The sequence below is a fragment of the Streptomyces sp. NPDC087270 genome (genome assembly GCF_044744625.1).
GTDB lineage: Bacteria > Actinomycetota > Actinomycetes > Streptomycetales > Streptomycetaceae > Actinacidiphila.
This window is the reverse complement of sequence record NZ_JBIUYR010000001.1, coordinates 62,385-76,579: the sequence shown is the minus strand read 5'-3', so window position 1 is coordinate 76,579 and position 14,195 is coordinate 62,385. Positions and strand designations below refer to the sequence as shown.

Here is a 14,195-nt window from a genome sequence, read left to right as displayed (position 1 = left end):
GCTGGGCAGCCGGGAATTCGGTGAGCGGGAGCCGGTGATCATGGCGATCGTTAACCGGACGCCCGACTCGTTCTACGACCAGGGCGCCACCTTCACCGACGAGCCGGCGCTCGAACGGGTCGCGCGGGTGATCGCCGAGGGTGCCGCGATCGTCGACATCGGCGGGGTCAAGGCGGGGCCGGGCGAGGAGGTGTCGGCGGACGAGGAGATCCGGCGCACCGTCCGGTTCGTCGCGGAGGTGCGGCGCCGCCACCCCGACGTGGTGATCAGCGTGGACACCTGGCGGCACGAGGTGGCGCGGGCCGTCTGCGAGGAGGGCGCCGACCTGCTCAACGACGCGTGGGGCGGGGTCGATCCCGAACTGGCCGAGGTGGCCGCGCGGTACGGGGTGGGGCTGGTGTGCACCCACGCGGGCGGGGTGCGGCCGCGGACCCGGCCGCACCGGATCGGCTACGACGACGTGATGGCCGACATCCTCCGGGTCACCGTCGGGCTCGCCGAGCGCGCCGAGAAGCTGGGGGTGCGGCGCGACGGCATCCTCATCGACCCCGGGCACGACTTCGGCAAGAACACCCGGCACTCGCTGGAGGCGACCCGGCGGCTGCCCGAGATGACGGCCACCGGGTGGCCGGTGCTGGTCTCCCTGTCCAACAAGGACTTCGTCGGGGAGACGCTGGACCGGCCGGTCAAGGAGCGGCTGATCGGCACGCTCGCGACCACCGCGGTGTCGGCGTGGCTGGGGGCGCAGGTGTACCGGGTCCACGAAGTGCCGGAGACCCGGCAGGTCCTGGAGATGGTCGCGGCGATCTCCGGTGCGAGCGAACCCCGGGTGGCCCGGAGGGGGCTCGCCTGACCCTCCGGGGTGGGTCAGGGGCGCCCCGCTTACGCGCTTTCCTTGGTGACCCTTTCGACCGCGTCGTCGACGTCGTCGGTGACGTGGAAGAGTTCGAGGTCGGCGGGGGACGCCTTGCCCTCGGCGACGAGGGTCTGGCGGACCCAGGAGACCAGGCCGCCCCAGTACTCGGTGCCGAAGAGGACGATCGGGAAGCGGGTGACCTTCTTGGTCTGGACGAGCGTGAGCGCTTCGAAGAGCTCGTCGAGGGTGCCGAATCCGCCGGGCAGCACCACGAACCCGCGGGCGTACTTGACGAACATGGTCTTGCGGACGAAGAAGTAGCGGAAGTTGACGCCGATGTCGACGTAGGGGTTGAGCCCCTGCTCGAAGGGCAGCTCGATGCCGAGGCCGACGGAGACCCCGCCGGCCTCCAGCGCGCCCTTGTTGGCCGCTTCCATGGCGCCGGGGCCGCCGCCGGTGATGACCGCGAAGCCGGCCTCCGCGAGGGCGCGGCCGATCCGGACCCCGGCGTCGTACTCGCGGGAGTCGACCGGGGTGCGGGCGGAGCCGAACACGCTGACCGCCGAGCCGAGTTCGGCGAGCGCGCCGAAGCCCTCCACGAACTCGGACTGGATACGCAGCACCCGCCACGGGTCGCTGTGCACCCAGTCGGTGGCGCCGCGGCTGTCCAGCAGGCGCTGGTCGGTGGTGCCGGAGAGCACCTGTCCACGTCGGCGGATCACCGGCCCGGTGTGCCGTTCCGGCCAGCCCTTGCCCTCCGGGCGGCCCTCGGCGGCGGCGTTGGCCGCGGCTGCTGCGTCCTGCCAGTCACCGGCGTTCCCACCCGCGTCGTCGGAGTCGGTTGCGTCTGTTGTCATACCCGCAGCGTACGCATCAGGGTGCCGTCGACGGTGCCAAAGGCACCGCTCGCGGCGCTTCCAGCCGCCCGCTGAGCCAGGTCAGGGCGCCGGGGAACATCCGGCTCCAGGTCTTCCAGTTGTGCCCGCCCGCGGTCAGCTGGACGGTGCTGACGGTGCCGGGCGGCCGTACCGCGTCGGCGATCGCGTCGGCGAACTTCGGCGGGCTCTCCCGGTCCTGGAGGCTGGACTCGACCAGGATGTGGGCCGCCGGGCGGCCGTTGCGGGCCAGCCACAGCGGGTTGCGCACCCCGTGGGCCGGGTCGTCGGGTGCGAGCGCGGCCGCGGCGGCGAACCGGTGCGGGTAGTCCAGGGCGAGCCGGGCCGCGCAGTAGCCGCCGGTGGATATGCCCATCACCGCCCAGCCGGCGGGGCCGGGCAGGGTACGGAAGTTGGCCGCGACGGTGGTCGGCACGTCGTCGGTGAGCCAGGTGGCGACCTTGCTCTTGCCCGGCACGTCCGCGCAGCCGGTGTCCACCCGGTCCGGGGTGATCGTGGGCAGCACCAGGATCGCGGGTTCGGCCCGGCCCGCCGCGATCTCGCCGGCCATGATCCGGCCGATCCGCATGCCGCGCAGGAAGCTGTGCGGCGTGCCGGGTATGCCGTGCAGCACCTCGATCACCGGGAAGCGGGTGTGGGCGTACCCCTTCGCGGCGTACTGCGGCGGCAGCCAGACGATCACCTCGCCCTTGCTGCCGGAGTGCCAGCCGCGCACCGTGGCGCGGCGGAATCCCGCGGAGTACGAGCCGAACACCACGTGGTAGTCGGGTACGGCGGGCGTCACGGCCGGGTGGGCGGCGGAGGCGGTGCCGCCACCGCCGCTGTTGGCGTCGCCGAGCAGGTCGGCCCAGGAGGCGTAGAAGCCGTACTGGTTGTTCACCAGGACCATCATCAGGCAGATCGCGGTGGCCTGGCAGAGCAGGATCATGCCCACCCGGGCCACGGTGCGCACCACACGGGGGCCGCGCACCTTCGCCCACAGCAGGAGCGCGGCCACCACCGCGCCGACCGCCGCGATCAGGAGCACCACGGCGAACCACGTGCTGGTCAGCCCCATGACCGTGTCCTCTCCCCCCGAACTTCGCCCGGATCGGGCGTATCCGATCACACCATGGCGGATGGGAGGATGCGCGCGCACCCCAGTTCGGTTGCTCGGACCGCCCGGACTATGGGGTGAGCCACTCCCGCAGCTTGCGCTCGGCCTCCTGGACGGCGGCGATCCGGACGTTCTCCTCGCGGGTGTGGGCGAGGGTGGGGTCGCCCGGGCCGTAGTTCACCGCGGGCACGCCGAGCGCGGAGAAGCGGGCCACGTCCGTCCACGCCTCCTTCGCCGCCGGCGGGGTGCCGATCGCCGCGACGAACGCGGCCGCGGCCGGCTGCGACAGGCCGGGCAGCGCGCCCGGGGCGCTGTCGGTGAGCACCACCTCGAAGCCGTCGAAGACCTCGCGCACCCGGTCCAGCGCCTCGGCCTCGCTCTGGTCAGGGGAGAAGCGGTAGTTGACGGTGACCGCGCAGGTGTCCGGGATCACGTTCCCGGCGTGGCCGCCCTCGATCAGCACCGCGTTGAGGCCCTCCGGGTAGACCAGGCCGTCGATCTCCACCCGGCGCGGCTCGTACGCCGCCAGCCGGGCCAGGATCGGCGCGGCCTTGTGGATGGCGTTCTCGCCCAGCCAGCTGCGGGCGGAGTGCGCGCGGCGGCCGGTGGTCTGCACCCGGACCCGGAGCGTGCCCTGGCAGCCGCCGTCCACCCGGCCGTCGGTCGGTTCCATCAGCACCGCGAAGTCCCCGGCGAGCCACTCCGGATGGCGCTCGGCGAGGCGCTTGAGCCCGTTGAACTCGGCGGCGATCTCCTCGGCGTCGTAGAACACGAAGGTGAGGTCGCGGTTGGGCTCCCGCAGTCCGGCGGCGAGTTTGAGCTGGACCGCGACGCCCGCCTTCATGTCCGAGGTGCCGCAGCCCCACAGCACGCCGTCGGCGTCCAGCCGCGACGGCAGGTTGTCGGCGATCGGGACGGTGTCCAAGTGGCCGGCCAGCACGACCCGTTCGGTACGGCCGAGCTCGGTCCTGGCCACCACCGCGTTGCCGTCCCGGTCCACCCGCAGATGCGGTTGCGCCGCCAGCGCCGCGGCCACCAGGTCGGCCAGCTCTCCCTCCGCCCGGCTCACCGATTCCACGTCCACGAGCTGAGCTGTCAACCCGGCGACGTCCTGCTCCAAGTCCAACACGGTTCCCATCCCGCCAGCGTAGGCGGTGCCCGCGGGTGCGACGGGAGGAGCCGCACACGGGCAGGGGCGCGGGAAACCCCCCCGGAGGGGGTGCCCCAGCGACGGGCTCCCAGCGGCAGGTGGGTCCCTGGACCGACCTGACGGGGCGACCCGGCGGATCGGGGCGCTCACATTCGGTAGGGTTCGGCCGTGCCCGAGTCGCCGTCCCCAGCGAGCAAAGAAGAGAAGCGCGGCCGCGGCTGCGGCCTGCGGTTCGCCGCCGGTTTCATCGTGTTGCTGGCCCTCGCGGGCTACCTCGCGTACCGCTTCGAGAACCACGAGAACCCGGCGGCCGCCGGCTGCACCGTGAAGACCGACGGCAACGACCTGACCCTCGACCAGGACCAGGCCGCGAACGCCGCGACGATCGCGGCCGTGTCGATCTCGCGCGGCCTGCCCGAGCGCGCGCTGACGATAGCGCTCGCCACGGCGATGCAGGAGTCCCGGCTGGTGAACCTCGACACCGGGGACCGCGACTCGCTCGGCCTCTTCCAGCAGCGCCCCTCGCAGGGATGGGGCACCGCCCAGCAGATCCAGGACCCGGTGTACGCGTCGAACGCGTTCTTCGACAGCCTGGTGAAGATCCCGAACTACACCCGGCTGCCGGTGACCGTGGCCGCGCAGCGGGTGCAGCGCAGCGGCTACCCGGAGGCGTACGCGCAGCACGAGACGGACGCCACGATGGTGGCCGCCGCGCTGACCGGGCGCGACGAGGCGGCGCTGAGCTGCACCACCGGCGCGAACACCGCGTACAGCGCCGGCGGGCGGCTGGGCGACACCGAGAAGGTGACGGCCCTGCTGAAGCGGGAGTTCGGCAGCCAGGTGCGGCCGCGGGACGACAGCGACCCGCGCACCGTGGCGGTGCCGTCGGCGCCGCCCGGCGGTTCCACGACCGGCGCCGGCAAGCAGCGCGGCTGGGCGCTGGCGCAGTGGGCGGTGGCGCACGCGCACGACCTGAAGGTGGAGCAGGTGAGCTTCGGGGACATGCGCTGGCAGGCGAAGAAGTCCGGCAAGGGGTGGCAGAAGACCTCGGACCCGTCCGGAACCAAGGGCGCTTCCGCGCCGGCCGTGGACACGCTCGTACGGATCACCGTCGCGCGGTAGTCCCCGCCCCGACCCGCCCGGGTGCCCCGGGAGTACCCGGGCGAGTCCAGGGGCACTGGGAACCGCGCGCGCAACCCACCACCAGGTGGTCCCTCACCCGAGGGAACGCACCACCCCGGAGGGTCAGCCGAGCCGTTCCACCGCGGCGGCCACCCGCTCGTCCGTCGCCGTGAAGGCGATACGGACGAAGTTCTGACCGGTGGGGCCGTAGAACTCGCCGGGGGCGACGAGGATGCCCTGCTTGGACAGGTCCCCGACGGTCTGCCAGCAGTCCTCGTCGCGGGTGGCCCACAGGTAGAGGCTGGCCTCGCTGTGCTCGACCCGGAACCCGGCGGCCTCGAAGGCGGTGCGCAGCGCGGCCCGGCGCCGGGCGTAGCGCGCCTTCTGGTCGACCGCGTGCTCGCGGTCGCCCAGGGCCGCGACCATCGCCGCCTGCACCGGCTGCGGCACGATCATCCCGGCGTGCTTGCGCACCGCGAGGAGTTCGGCGACGGCCGCGGGGTCGCCGGCGAGGAAAGCTCCCCGGTACCCGGCGAAGTTGGACCGCTTGGACAGGGAGTGGACGGCGAGCAGGCCGTCGTGGGTGTCTCCGCACACGTCGGGGTGCAGGACCGAGACCGGCTCGGTGCCCTCCCAACCGAGTTCGATGTAGCACTCGTCGGAGACGACGAGGATGCCGTGCTCGCGCGCCCAGGTCACGATCCGGCGCAGTTCGGCGGCGGACAGCACCCGACCGGTCGGGTTGGAGGGGCTGTTGAGCCAGAGCAGCCGGGTGCGGGCCGGGTCGAGATCGGCGACTGGGTCGTCGTAGCCGGCCGCTTCGGCCCGGGCGATGAGCGCCCCGATCTCGTAGGTCGGGTAGGCGAGCGCCGGGTAGCCGACCTGGTCGCCCTCGCGCAGGTCGAGCAAGGTGGGCAGCCAGCCGACGAGTTCCTTGGAGCCGATCAGCGGCAGGATGTGCGCCGGGTCCGCGCCGCTGACGCCGTGCCACGTGCGCAGGTAGTGCGCGGCGGCCTCGCGCAGCGCGGCCGTGCCGTAGGTGAGCGGGTAGCCGGGGCTGTCCGCGGCGGCGGTCAGTGCCTGCCGGATCACCTCGGGGACGGGGTCCACCGGGGTGCCCACGGACAGGTCGACCACGCCGTCGGGGTGCGCGGCCGCCGTGGCCTTGTACGGCTCCAGGCGGTCCCACGGGAAGACCGGAAGGCGGGCGGAGATGCTCAACGTGCTCACTCTCGCAGGGTGGTTCGTGCGGGCGGCGCAGAACACCGGGCCCCGTGCCGGCAGCGGTGCGCTGCCGGACGGGGCCCGGCGGTGTCAGCCCCGGGGGGTTGTCACCGGGTCACTGGTTCTGCGGGGGCAGTTCCGCGATGAAGGGGTGGTCGCGCTCGATCAGACCCAGCTTCGAGGCGCCACCGGGCGAGCCGAGTTCGTCGAAGAACTCCACGTTCGCCTTGTAGTAGTCCTTCCACTCCTCCGGGGTGTCGTCCTCGTAGAAGATCGCCTCCACCGGGCAGACCGGCTCACACGCGCCGCAGTCGACACACTCGTCCGGATGGATGTACAAGGACCGGGAGCCCTCGTAAATGCAGTCGACCGGGCACTCTTCGATGCACGCCTTGTCCTTGACGTCGACACAAGGCTGCGCGATGACGTAGGTCACGCTGTCGTTCCTCCTCGGTAGGGCTCATCTCGCGCGGGAGCGCGGCGTCGTCGATGCCCACACCTAGTATCTCCGTTCCTGGGCACGTTCCGAACAGGAGGGGCAGGCATGCGAGGGGTTTTCTCGTCCGGAGCTCGACTCGAAATCCACATTACCCCCGCTGACGTGGGAAAACGCGTCTCGGTCCGGCAGTTGGTCGAGGTCGCCGACGGGCATCCTATGTTCACCGATACGGTCGGTGTTCTCGCATCCTGGAATACGGGAGTGGTCTGCGTCACTCGGCGGACCGGAGAGACGGTGCGGATCGAGGAGGAGACACTGGTGGCGGGGAAGGTGGTGCCGCCCGCTCCGGAGCGGCGTGACAGGGGCCGGAGCAGGCCGGGAGTGCCCGCGGTGACGGCCGAGGAGATCGAGGCGGTGGCGTCGCGGGCCTGGCCGCCGGTGGAGTCGGCGCCGCTGGGCGGCTGGGTGCTGCGCGCGGCGGGCGGTTTCACCCGCCGCGCGAACTCCGTGCTGTTGACGGGCGACCCGGGGATGCCGGCGGCGGAAGCGCTCGCCGCGGTGACACGGTGGTACCAGGAGCGCGGGCTCGTGCCGCTGTTCCAGGTGCCGGACTCCTCGCCCTACGTCGTGGAGTTGGACCGCGCGGGGTGGGTGCGCGAGGCGGACACCCTGGTCCGTACCGCCCCGCTCGCCCCGTTGACGTCCCTGGCCGAGGCCGCCGGCCGCCCGGTGGAGCTGTCGCGCACCCCGGACGCGGCCTGGCTCGCCTCGTACCACCGCACCGGCGAACTCGCCGACGCCGCGCTCCAGGTGGTCTCGGGCGGCCCGTCAGTGTGGTTCGCCACCGCGCCGGGCGCGATCGGCCGGGCCGTGGTCGAGGGGCCCTGGGCGCTGTTCGGCGCCGTCGAGGTGGCACCGGACCAGCGCCGGCGCGGCCTGGCCACCGCCGTGATGGGCGCGCTCGCCCGGCGGGCGTACGACGAGGGGGCGACCGCCGCGTACCTCCAGGTCGAGGCGGACAACGCGGCCGCCCGCGCGCTCTACGACCGGCTCGGCTTCACCGACCACCACGGCTACCACTACCGGCGCCCCCCGGCATGACGGCTTCGGTACGCGAACGGTTCGCCGCGGCCGCCCGCGAGGAGCGGCCCGACCTGGCGGAGTTGTGCCTGCTGATCGGCGCGGAGGCGGACCCGGCGCTGGACGGCCCGGTGGCGGACCTGGCCCAGATCGAACTGGACCGGCTCGCCGGGCTGCTCCCGTACGGCTCCACCACGCCGCAGGACTGGGCCCAGGCGCTCAGGCGGGTGCTGGGCGCCGGGCACGGCTTCCACGGCACGCCCGCGGACTACGGGCTGCTGTCGTCGTCGCTGCTCCAGGAGGTGCTGCGACGGCGGCGCGGGCTGCCGATCCTGCTGTCGGTGGTGTGGATGGAGGTGGCGCGGCGCGCGGGGGCGCCGGTGCACGGGGTGGGGCTGCCGGGGCACTTCGTGGTGGCGCTCGGCGAACTGGAGCCGCACGGAGCGGAGTTCGGCGCGGAGTTCGGCGCCGAGTTCGACAACGGCCCGGCGCCGTACGTCCTGGTCGACCCCTTCGACGCGGGCCGCGTGCTGTCCGGGCCGGACGCCGAACGGCTCATGTCGGGCTCGGTCGGCGGCATCCGGGCCGGTACGGGGGCGGGCGGCCGCGCGATGGCCGCGCCCGCGCCGGCCGACACGCTGGACATCGTCCGCCGCGTGCTCAACAACATCCGGGCCTGGGCCGCGCCCCGGCCCGAGCGCCTCCCCGTCCAGCTGTGGACCCTCGACCTGACGCTGCTCCTCCCCCGCCATCCGGCCCGCCTGCGCTACGAACGGGCCCAGGTCCTCGTCCAGATGGGCGACTTCCTCGGCGGCGCGGCCGAGATGGAGGAATACGCCGAGGTGATCGGCTCGTTCGACCCGGAGACCGCGGCGACCATCCGCACGCAGGCGCGTGCCGCGCGGGCCCGGCTCAACTGACCTTCCCTTCGGGGAGGAGCCGAGCAGATTCAGGGGCGCGTGGGGGCGCTCCCCCGGGCTGCGCCGGGGCGCCCCCACCCAGGCGAAGCGCTGCGGGAGAACCGCGCGCGACCCACCAGCGAGAGGTGGTCCCCGAACCGACCGCACGGGGCGGCCGGGCGGGTCACAGCCACCCCTTCTCGCGGGCGATGAGGACCGCCTCCGCCCGGTTGCGCGCGCCGGTCTTCTGGATCGCGGTGGAGAGGTAGTTGCGCACCGTGCCCTCGGACAGCAGCAGCCGCCGGGCGATCTCCGCGTTCACCGAACCGTCGGCGGCGGCGTTGAGCACTTCCCGCTCCCGCCCGGTCAACGGGTCCGCGCCCTCGGCCAGCGCGGCCGCGGCCAGCGAGGGGTCGATCACCCGCTCCCCCTGGAGCACCCGCCGTACCGCGTCGGCGAGTTGCGCGGCGGGCGCGTCCTTCACGAGGAACGCCTCCGCCCCCGACTCCATCGCGCGCCGCAGGTATCCGGGCCGGCCGAAGGTGGTCACGATGACGACCTTCACCCCGGGCGCCGCCTTCCGGAGCAGCCCCGCCGCCTCGATCCCGGTCATCCCGGGCATCTCGATGTCCAGCAGCGCCACGTCCGGCCGGTGCTCCAGCACGGCGGCCACCACCTCGTCGCCCCGCGCCACCTGCGCGACGACCTCGATGTCCGCCTCCAGCCCGAGCAGCGTGGCCAGCGCCTCCCTGACCATCGACTGGTCGTCGGCCAGCAGCACTCGGATCATCCCCGTCACCCCGGCAGGGTAGCGGCTCCGCTCGGCGGGGTCCGGCCCGGGAGCGGCGTCACCCGGTGATGCGCATGAGGGCGATGTGGTTGTCGGAGACGGTGAAGGCGAAGTCGGAGGGGCCGTTGAAGCCGTTGCCGCCGACCTCGGCGGAGACCGTCGTGGTGTCGCCTTCGGTGCGGGTGCCGGTGACCCGCAGGGTGACCTGCTTGCCGATGAACTCGGCGTCGCTCCACTCCCGGACCGCGTCGTGGCCGCGGAAGATCCGGCCCCAGTCGTCCACGGCCCCGTCCGGCGCGAACGCGGCAAGGAAGTCCTCGGTGTTCCCCGCGCTCGCCGCCTCCAGGGCCGCGGCGATGGGGATCGGCAGGGGCTCGGCACTGGTCATGCCCGCTCAACGAGGGCCCGCGGGCCAGGTCACGCACCGTATGGGCCGACCGGGGGGCGGCCCGGGAACCGGCCGGGGCGAACCGGAAACCGGCGGGGAGCCGTTCGAGGCGCCGGCGCCGTATGACATCTGTCATGCGGATGTCACGACCGTACACACTGCCGCCGGGCCTCCCCCTCGGACCACAGTGGTGCCATGACCGCAGCATCAGTGAGCACGACCACACAACAGCAGGACGGGGCCCGCGGCCCGGGGCAACCCGTGGTGAGCTTCCGGGACGTGAGCAGGAGTTTCGGGGCTGTCCAGGCGGTCGCCGAGGTGAGCCTGGAGCTGCACCCCGGCGAGACGGTGGCGCTGCTGGGACCCAACGGCGCCGGCAAGTCCACCGCGCTCGACCTGCTCCTCGGGCTGAAGAACGCCGACCGCGGGGAGGTGAAGGTGTTCGGCACCAGCCCGACGCAGGCGATCGCCAAGGGCCGGGTCGGCGCGATGCTGCAGAGCGGCGGGCTGATGGAGGAGGTCACGGTGCGCGAGCTGGTGGGGCTCGCCTGCGACCTGCACCCGAAGGCGTACCCGGTGGACCAGGTGCTGGCCGCCGCCGACCTCACCGACATCCGGGACCGGAAGGTGAACAAGCTCTCCGGCGGCCAGGAGCAGCGGGTCCGGTTCGCGATGGCCACGGCCGGCGCGAACGACCTGATCGTGCTCGACGAGCCGACCACGGGCATGGACGTGAGCGCGCGGCAGGCGTTCTGGGCGACGATGCGTGCGCAGGTCGACCAGGGCCGCACCGTGCTGTTCGCCACCCACTACCTGGAGGAGGCGGACGCGATCGCGGACCGCGTGCTGGTCCTGCACCGGGGCCGGCTGATCGCGGACGGCACGGCGGCGGAGATCAAGGCGCGCGCGGGGGCCCGCCGGATCACCTTCGACCTGGCCGACGGGATCGACGAGCAGGCGCTCGGCGCCCTGCCGAACGTGGTGGGCCTGGACGTGACCGGCCCGACCGTACGCATCCGCTCCAACGACGCGGACGCCACCATGCACGCGGTGTACGGGCTCGGCCTGTACCCGCGCAACCTCGAGGTCGCCGGGCTCGGTCTGGAGCAGGCGTTCCTCGCCATCACCGACGCGGCGACCAACCCAGAGGAGGCGGGGCAGCGATGACGACGCTGATCCGGCTGGAGATCACCCGCACCCTGCGGAACCGCAAGTTCATGTTCTTCTCGGTGCTCTACCCGGCGTTCCTCTTCCTGGCGATCAGCCTGAGCTACAAGAAGAGCGACACCGTCGGCGACCACGGGCTGTCGGCGGTGGCCTACCTGATGGTCTCGATGGCCGCGTTCGGCGCGATGACGGCGGTGCTGATGGGCAACGCCGAACGGATCGCGCGGGAGCGGGAGAAGGGCTGGGTGCGGCAGCTGCGGCTGACCGCGCTGCCCGGCCGCGGCTACGTCACCGCGAAGGTGGCGTCGGCGGCCACGGTGAGCCTGCCGTCGATCCTGGTCGTGCTGCTGATCGGCGGACTCGTGAAGAGCGTCCGGATGGACACCTGGCAGTGGGTGGCGATCGCCTTCAGCACCTGGGCGGGCAGCCTGGTCTTCGCCGCGCTCGGGGTGGCGATCGGCTATCTGGCCACCGCCGACGTGGCCCGGCCGATCTCCATGCTGTTCTACTTCGGCCTGGCGGTCCTGGGCGGCCTGTGGGTGCCGATCTACAGTTTCCCGCAGTGGTTGCAGAACCTCGCCGGCTACCTCCCGGCGCGGCCGTACGTGGCCCTGAGCCAGGCGATCGAGGTGGGGAACGCCCCGCACGTCAAGGACGTCAGCGTCCTCGTCGTCTACCTGCTGCTCTTCGCGGGGGCGGCGGCCTGGCTCTACCGCAAGGACACCCGGAAGGCGTGACCGTATGACCGGCGAGTGGTGGCGCCGCCGCGCCGGGGACGGCGCCCGGCGGGGCGGCGGTCCCGGCGCCGTACCCGAGGACGGCGGCGAGCCGTGGCCGAAGTGGCGGCAGGAGGTGGAGGACGCCGACACCAGCCCGATGGGCCGGCCGCCGGAGAACCGCCGGCAGGCGATGATCAAGCTGATGTGGATCGGCATCTGGCTGCTCTACCTGGCCTCCCCGGTGAGCGACCTGGCCGACGGCGGCCACTCGCTCGCCGCCGCCGTCCCGGCCGCCCTCGGCCTGATCGTGTTCGTCGCCGGGTACCTGGTGCTGGCCTTCTTCCGCACCAACAACCCAGGGCCGCCCCAGCCCTGGGTGTACGCCCTGCTGGTCGCGCTCGCCTCCTTGGCACTGGCGCTGTCGGCCCTGCTCGGCAAGAACTGGCTGGTGCTGTTCGTGTACGTGGGGGTGGCGTGCGGGGCGGCGCTGCCCGGCAAGGACTCGCGGTGGGCGGTCCCGCTCTCGGCGGCGCTGCTCGCCGCGACCGGGGCGGTCGTCGATCCGCACGGCACGCTCTACCCGTCGCTGCTGGTGCCCGCCCTGCTCGGCGGCTTCGCGATGATCGGCGTGCAGCAGCTCGTCCGGACCATGCGGGAGTTGCGCTCCGCCCGGGACACCGTGGCGCAGCTGGCCGCGACCGAGGAGCGGCTGCGGCTCGCCCGCGACCTGCACGACCTGCTCGGGCACTCGCTGTCGCTGATCACCCTGAAGAGCGAACTGGCCGGACGGATGCTGCCGGACCGGCCGCGGGACGCCGCCCAGCAGGTCGCCGACATCGAGTCGGTCAGCCGCCAGGCGCTGGTGGACGTGCGCGAGGCGGTCAGCGGCTACCGGCGCCCCACCATGGCCGCCGAGGTCGCCTCGGCCCGCAGCGCGCTGGCCGCGGCGGGCGTCTCGGCCCGGCTGCACGTGCCCGACCGGATCGAGGGCCTCACCCCGGCCGGGGAGGGCGCGCTGGCCTGGGCGCTGCGCGAGGCGGCGACCAACGTCATACGGCACAGCGGCGCGACGACCTGTGTGGTGGCCCTGGAGACGGGCGGCGGCAGCGCGACGCTGACCGTCTCCGACGACGGGCGCGGGCCGGACGACTCCTGCCCGCCGGGCAACGGCCTGACCGGGCTGGGCGAGCGGCTGATCCTCGCGGGCGGCAGCCTGAAGACCTCCCGGGCAGGTGACGGCGGCTTCACGCTCACCGCGACGGTGCCGCTCGCCGCGGCGCCGGTGGGTGCGAAACAGCCGCCGAACGGCGAGTAGTAGGGTCCGGGCTGTGCCCGAGACCCCCGAGATCCCCGAGATCCCCGCGCCGAGCCAGCCGATCCCCGAAGATCCCGAAGCCGCCGGAGCCGCCGGAGCCGCGCCCGCCGCGGGCACCGACGGCGAGGGCGTCGACGCGACCGCGGATGCGGAGCCCGAGCACGGCGCCGCCGCACCGGACCTCGGCGAACCCGGCTTCGCCCACTCGGCCGCGGTGGTCGCCGGCGGCCTCGTCCCGGACTCCGTACTCCAGGTCGCCGCCCGCGCGACGCTGCCGTTCCAGGCGGCCCGCGCGGACCTGAGCTTCGCCACCGCCTTCTGGTACAACGACCTGATCGAGACCGGTGGCGACCACGAGGTCATCCGGCAGTACCTCGTCACGGCCGCGCCCCGCACCCGCTTCGAGATCGGGCAGTGGACGCTGCGCGGCGACCTCACCGACCCGGAACAGCCGCTCGACGAGCTGGTGATGGGCGGCTTCGCGAAGCGCTGGACGGTGCTCGACGGCCTCGGGGTCGCGGTGATGCCCACCGTGGACCTGCACCTGCACGCCGAACGCAAGGGCTGGCGCTGGGACACCCAGGAGATCACCGACGGGCTCGCCGCGCAGCCCGACGACATCGCGGCGATCGGCGACGACCCCCTGCCCGCGTACGTCCTCGGTCACGAGGCCGACGACAGCGGCGCCTCCGCGCACCCCGACCGGCCGCAGGCGCTGCTGGCGGGCGAGGTGCGCCGGGCCGCCCCCGACGCCCCGCTGACCTGGTCGGGTCCGCTGCCCACCGGCTTCGACGGCTCGCCGGTCTTCGCCGCCCTGCCGCTGCCCGACGAGCAGTTGAAGCTGCTCTGCCTGGGGGTGGCGCTGCCGGGCGCGGACGGGCCCGACGCGCCGGCGACCGTGGTGGCCTTCGCCGAGCTGCGCTCCGCCATCCACGCGCTGGCCCCCCGCCGCAGGCGCCACTGGTGGCAGCGCGGCTGAGGGGCCCGGCCCGGGGAGCCGCCCGCGGGAGCCGGTCCGCGAGGGCCGGCCCGCGAGGGCCGGCCGAGGGGCGGC

At 73.6% G+C, this 14,195-nt stretch carries 15 protein-coding genes; 8 read left to right on the top strand and 7 right to left on the bottom strand.

Going from position 1 to position 14,195, the window contains the following annotated elements:
- The first annotated feature begins 40 nt into the window (after window positions 1-40).
- Window positions 41-853, top strand: coding sequence for a dihydropteroate synthase (folP, locus tag ACIPAE_RS00290; protein WP_329373944.1), 813 nt, complete (start codon window positions 41-43; stop codon window positions 851-853).
- Window positions 854-882: 29 nt separating this feature from the next.
- Here folP and ACIPAE_RS00285 read toward each other — a convergent pair whose 3' ends face one another.
- From ACIPAE_RS00285 to dapE, 3 genes are all read right to left on the bottom strand, one after another.
- A complete protein-coding gene (locus tag ACIPAE_RS00285) occupies window positions 883-1,713 on the bottom strand; it encodes a TIGR00730 family Rossman fold protein (protein WP_329365116.1) in 831 nt (276 codons plus the stop codon).
- Window positions 1,714-1,729: 16 nt separating this feature from the next.
- Entirely contained in the window at window positions 1,730-2,809 is a 1,080-nt protein-coding gene (locus ACIPAE_RS00280; RefSeq protein WP_402441927.1) for an alpha/beta hydrolase, read from the bottom strand.
- A gap of 109 nt (window positions 2,810-2,918) precedes the next feature.
- Entirely contained in the window at window positions 2,919-3,986 is a 1,068-nt protein-coding gene (gene dapE / locus ACIPAE_RS00275; RefSeq protein WP_329365120.1) for a succinyl-diaminopimelate desuccinylase, read from the bottom strand.
- A gap of 180 nt (window positions 3,987-4,166) precedes the next feature.
- On the opposite strand from dapE, the gene ACIPAE_RS00270 reads away from it, so the two are divergent.
- Window positions 4,167-5,120: a heavy metal transporter gene (locus tag ACIPAE_RS00270; protein ID WP_366413667.1), complete on the top strand. Its 954-nt coding sequence runs from the start codon at window positions 4,167-4,169 to the stop codon at window positions 5,118-5,120.
- A 123-nt stretch (window positions 5,121-5,243) separates the two neighbouring features.
- Here the strand turns inward: ACIPAE_RS00270 and dapC are convergent, their stop codons facing one another.
- Window positions 5,244-6,350, bottom strand: a complete 1,107-nt coding sequence (gene dapC / locus ACIPAE_RS00265; RefSeq protein WP_402441925.1) for a succinyldiaminopimelate transaminase — start codon at window positions 6,348-6,350, stop codon at window positions 5,244-5,246.
- Between the two features lie 109 nt (window positions 6,351-6,459).
- Entirely contained in the window at window positions 6,460-6,780 is a 321-nt protein-coding gene (gene fdxA, locus ACIPAE_RS00260; RefSeq protein ID WP_033319951.1) for a ferredoxin, read from the bottom strand.
- A 108-nt stretch (window positions 6,781-6,888) separates the two neighbouring features.
- Here fdxA and ACIPAE_RS00255 point away from each other — a divergent pair, with 108 nt between their 5' ends.
- Window positions 6,889-7,884, top strand: a complete 996-nt coding sequence (locus tag ACIPAE_RS00255) for a GNAT family N-acetyltransferase (RefSeq protein ID WP_402441922.1) — start codon at window positions 6,889-6,891, stop codon at window positions 7,882-7,884.
- Window positions 7,881-8,783, top strand: a complete 903-nt coding sequence (locus ACIPAE_RS00250) for a transglutaminase-like domain-containing protein (RefSeq protein ID WP_366413670.1) — start codon at window positions 7,881-7,883, stop codon at window positions 8,781-8,783. The genes ACIPAE_RS00255 and ACIPAE_RS00250 overlap by 4 nt, the downstream gene beginning before the upstream one ends.
- Before the next feature lie 163 nt (window positions 8,784-8,946).
- Here the strand turns inward: ACIPAE_RS00250 and ACIPAE_RS00245 are convergent, their stop codons facing one another.
- The gene (locus ACIPAE_RS00245) at window positions 8,947-9,552 is read right to left on the bottom strand and encodes a response regulator transcription factor (protein ID WP_328474462.1); all 606 of its coding nucleotides are present in this window, start codon (window positions 9,550-9,552) and stop codon (window positions 8,947-8,949) included.
- 58 nt (window positions 9,553-9,610) lie between these two features.
- Window positions 9,611-9,940, bottom strand: coding sequence for a nuclear transport factor 2 family protein (locus ACIPAE_RS00240; RefSeq protein ID WP_329365127.1), 330 nt, complete (start codon window positions 9,938-9,940; stop codon window positions 9,611-9,613).
- A gap of 195 nt (window positions 9,941-10,135) precedes the next feature.
- On the opposite strand from ACIPAE_RS00240, the gene ACIPAE_RS00235 reads away from it, so the two are divergent.
- The 4 genes from ACIPAE_RS00235 to ACIPAE_RS00220 all read left to right on the top strand — a co-directional run bounded on the left by ACIPAE_RS00235 (window position 10,136) and on the right by ACIPAE_RS00220 (window position 14,120).
- Window positions 10,136-11,107 carry an ABC transporter ATP-binding protein gene (locus ACIPAE_RS00235; RefSeq protein ID WP_402441920.1) on the top strand — a complete coding sequence of 324 codons (972 nt, stop codon included), beginning with the start codon at window positions 10,136-10,138 and terminating at the stop codon, window positions 11,105-11,107.
- Window positions 11,104-11,844: an ABC transporter permease gene (locus tag ACIPAE_RS00230; RefSeq protein ID WP_329365130.1), complete on the top strand. Its 741-nt coding sequence runs from the start codon at window positions 11,104-11,106 to the stop codon at window positions 11,842-11,844. Before ACIPAE_RS00235 ends, ACIPAE_RS00230 begins: the two co-directional genes overlap by 4 nt.
- A gap of 139 nt (window positions 11,845-11,983) precedes the next feature.
- Complete coding sequence (locus ACIPAE_RS00225) at window positions 11,984-13,141, top strand: sensor histidine kinase (RefSeq protein WP_366413678.1); 1,158 nt, start codon at window positions 11,984-11,986, stop codon at window positions 13,139-13,141.
- A 13-nt stretch (window positions 13,142-13,154) separates the two neighbouring features.
- Window positions 13,155-14,120: a hypothetical protein gene (locus ACIPAE_RS00220; protein ID WP_329365132.1), complete on the top strand. Its 966-nt coding sequence runs from the start codon at window positions 13,155-13,157 to the stop codon at window positions 14,118-14,120.
- The last annotated feature ends 75 nt before the right edge of the window (window positions 14,121-14,195 follow it).

Coding starts and splice junctions, on each gene's coding strand:
- ACIPAE_RS00250 (WP_366413670.1), top strand. CDS start 7,881: ATGACGGCTTCGGTACGCGAACGGTTCGCCGCGGCCGCCCGCGAGGAG.
- folP (WP_329373944.1), top strand. CDS start 41: ATGGCGATCGTTAACCGGACGCCCGACTCGTTCTACGACCAGGGCGCC.
- ACIPAE_RS00230 (WP_329365130.1), top strand. CDS start 11,104: ATGACGACGCTGATCCGGCTGGAGATCACCCGCACCCTGCGGAACCGC.
- ACIPAE_RS00280 (WP_402441927.1), bottom strand. CDS start 2,809: ATGGGGCTGACCAGCACGTGGTTCGCCGTGGTGCTCCTGATCGCGGCG.
- ACIPAE_RS00255 (WP_402441922.1), top strand. CDS start 6,889: ATGCGAGGGGTTTTCTCGTCCGGAGCTCGACTCGAAATCCACATTACC.
- dapE (WP_329365120.1), bottom strand. CDS start 3,986: ATGGGAACCGTGTTGGACTTGGAGCAGGACGTCGCCGGGTTGACAGCT.
- ACIPAE_RS00245 (WP_328474462.1), bottom strand. CDS start 9,552: ATGATCCGAGTGCTGCTGGCCGACGACCAGTCGATGGTCAGGGAGGCG.
- ACIPAE_RS00285 (WP_329365116.1), bottom strand. CDS start 1,713: ATGACAACAGACGCAACCGACTCCGACGACGCGGGTGGGAACGCCGGT.
- ACIPAE_RS00240 (WP_329365127.1), bottom strand. CDS start 9,940: ATGACCAGTGCCGAGCCCCTGCCGATCCCCATCGCCGCGGCCCTGGAG.
- ACIPAE_RS00235 (WP_402441920.1), top strand. CDS start 10,136: ATGACCGCAGCATCAGTGAGCACGACCACACAACAGCAGGACGGGGCC.
- ACIPAE_RS00225 (WP_366413678.1), top strand. CDS start 11,984: ATGGGCCGGCCGCCGGAGAACCGCCGGCAGGCGATGATCAAGCTGATG.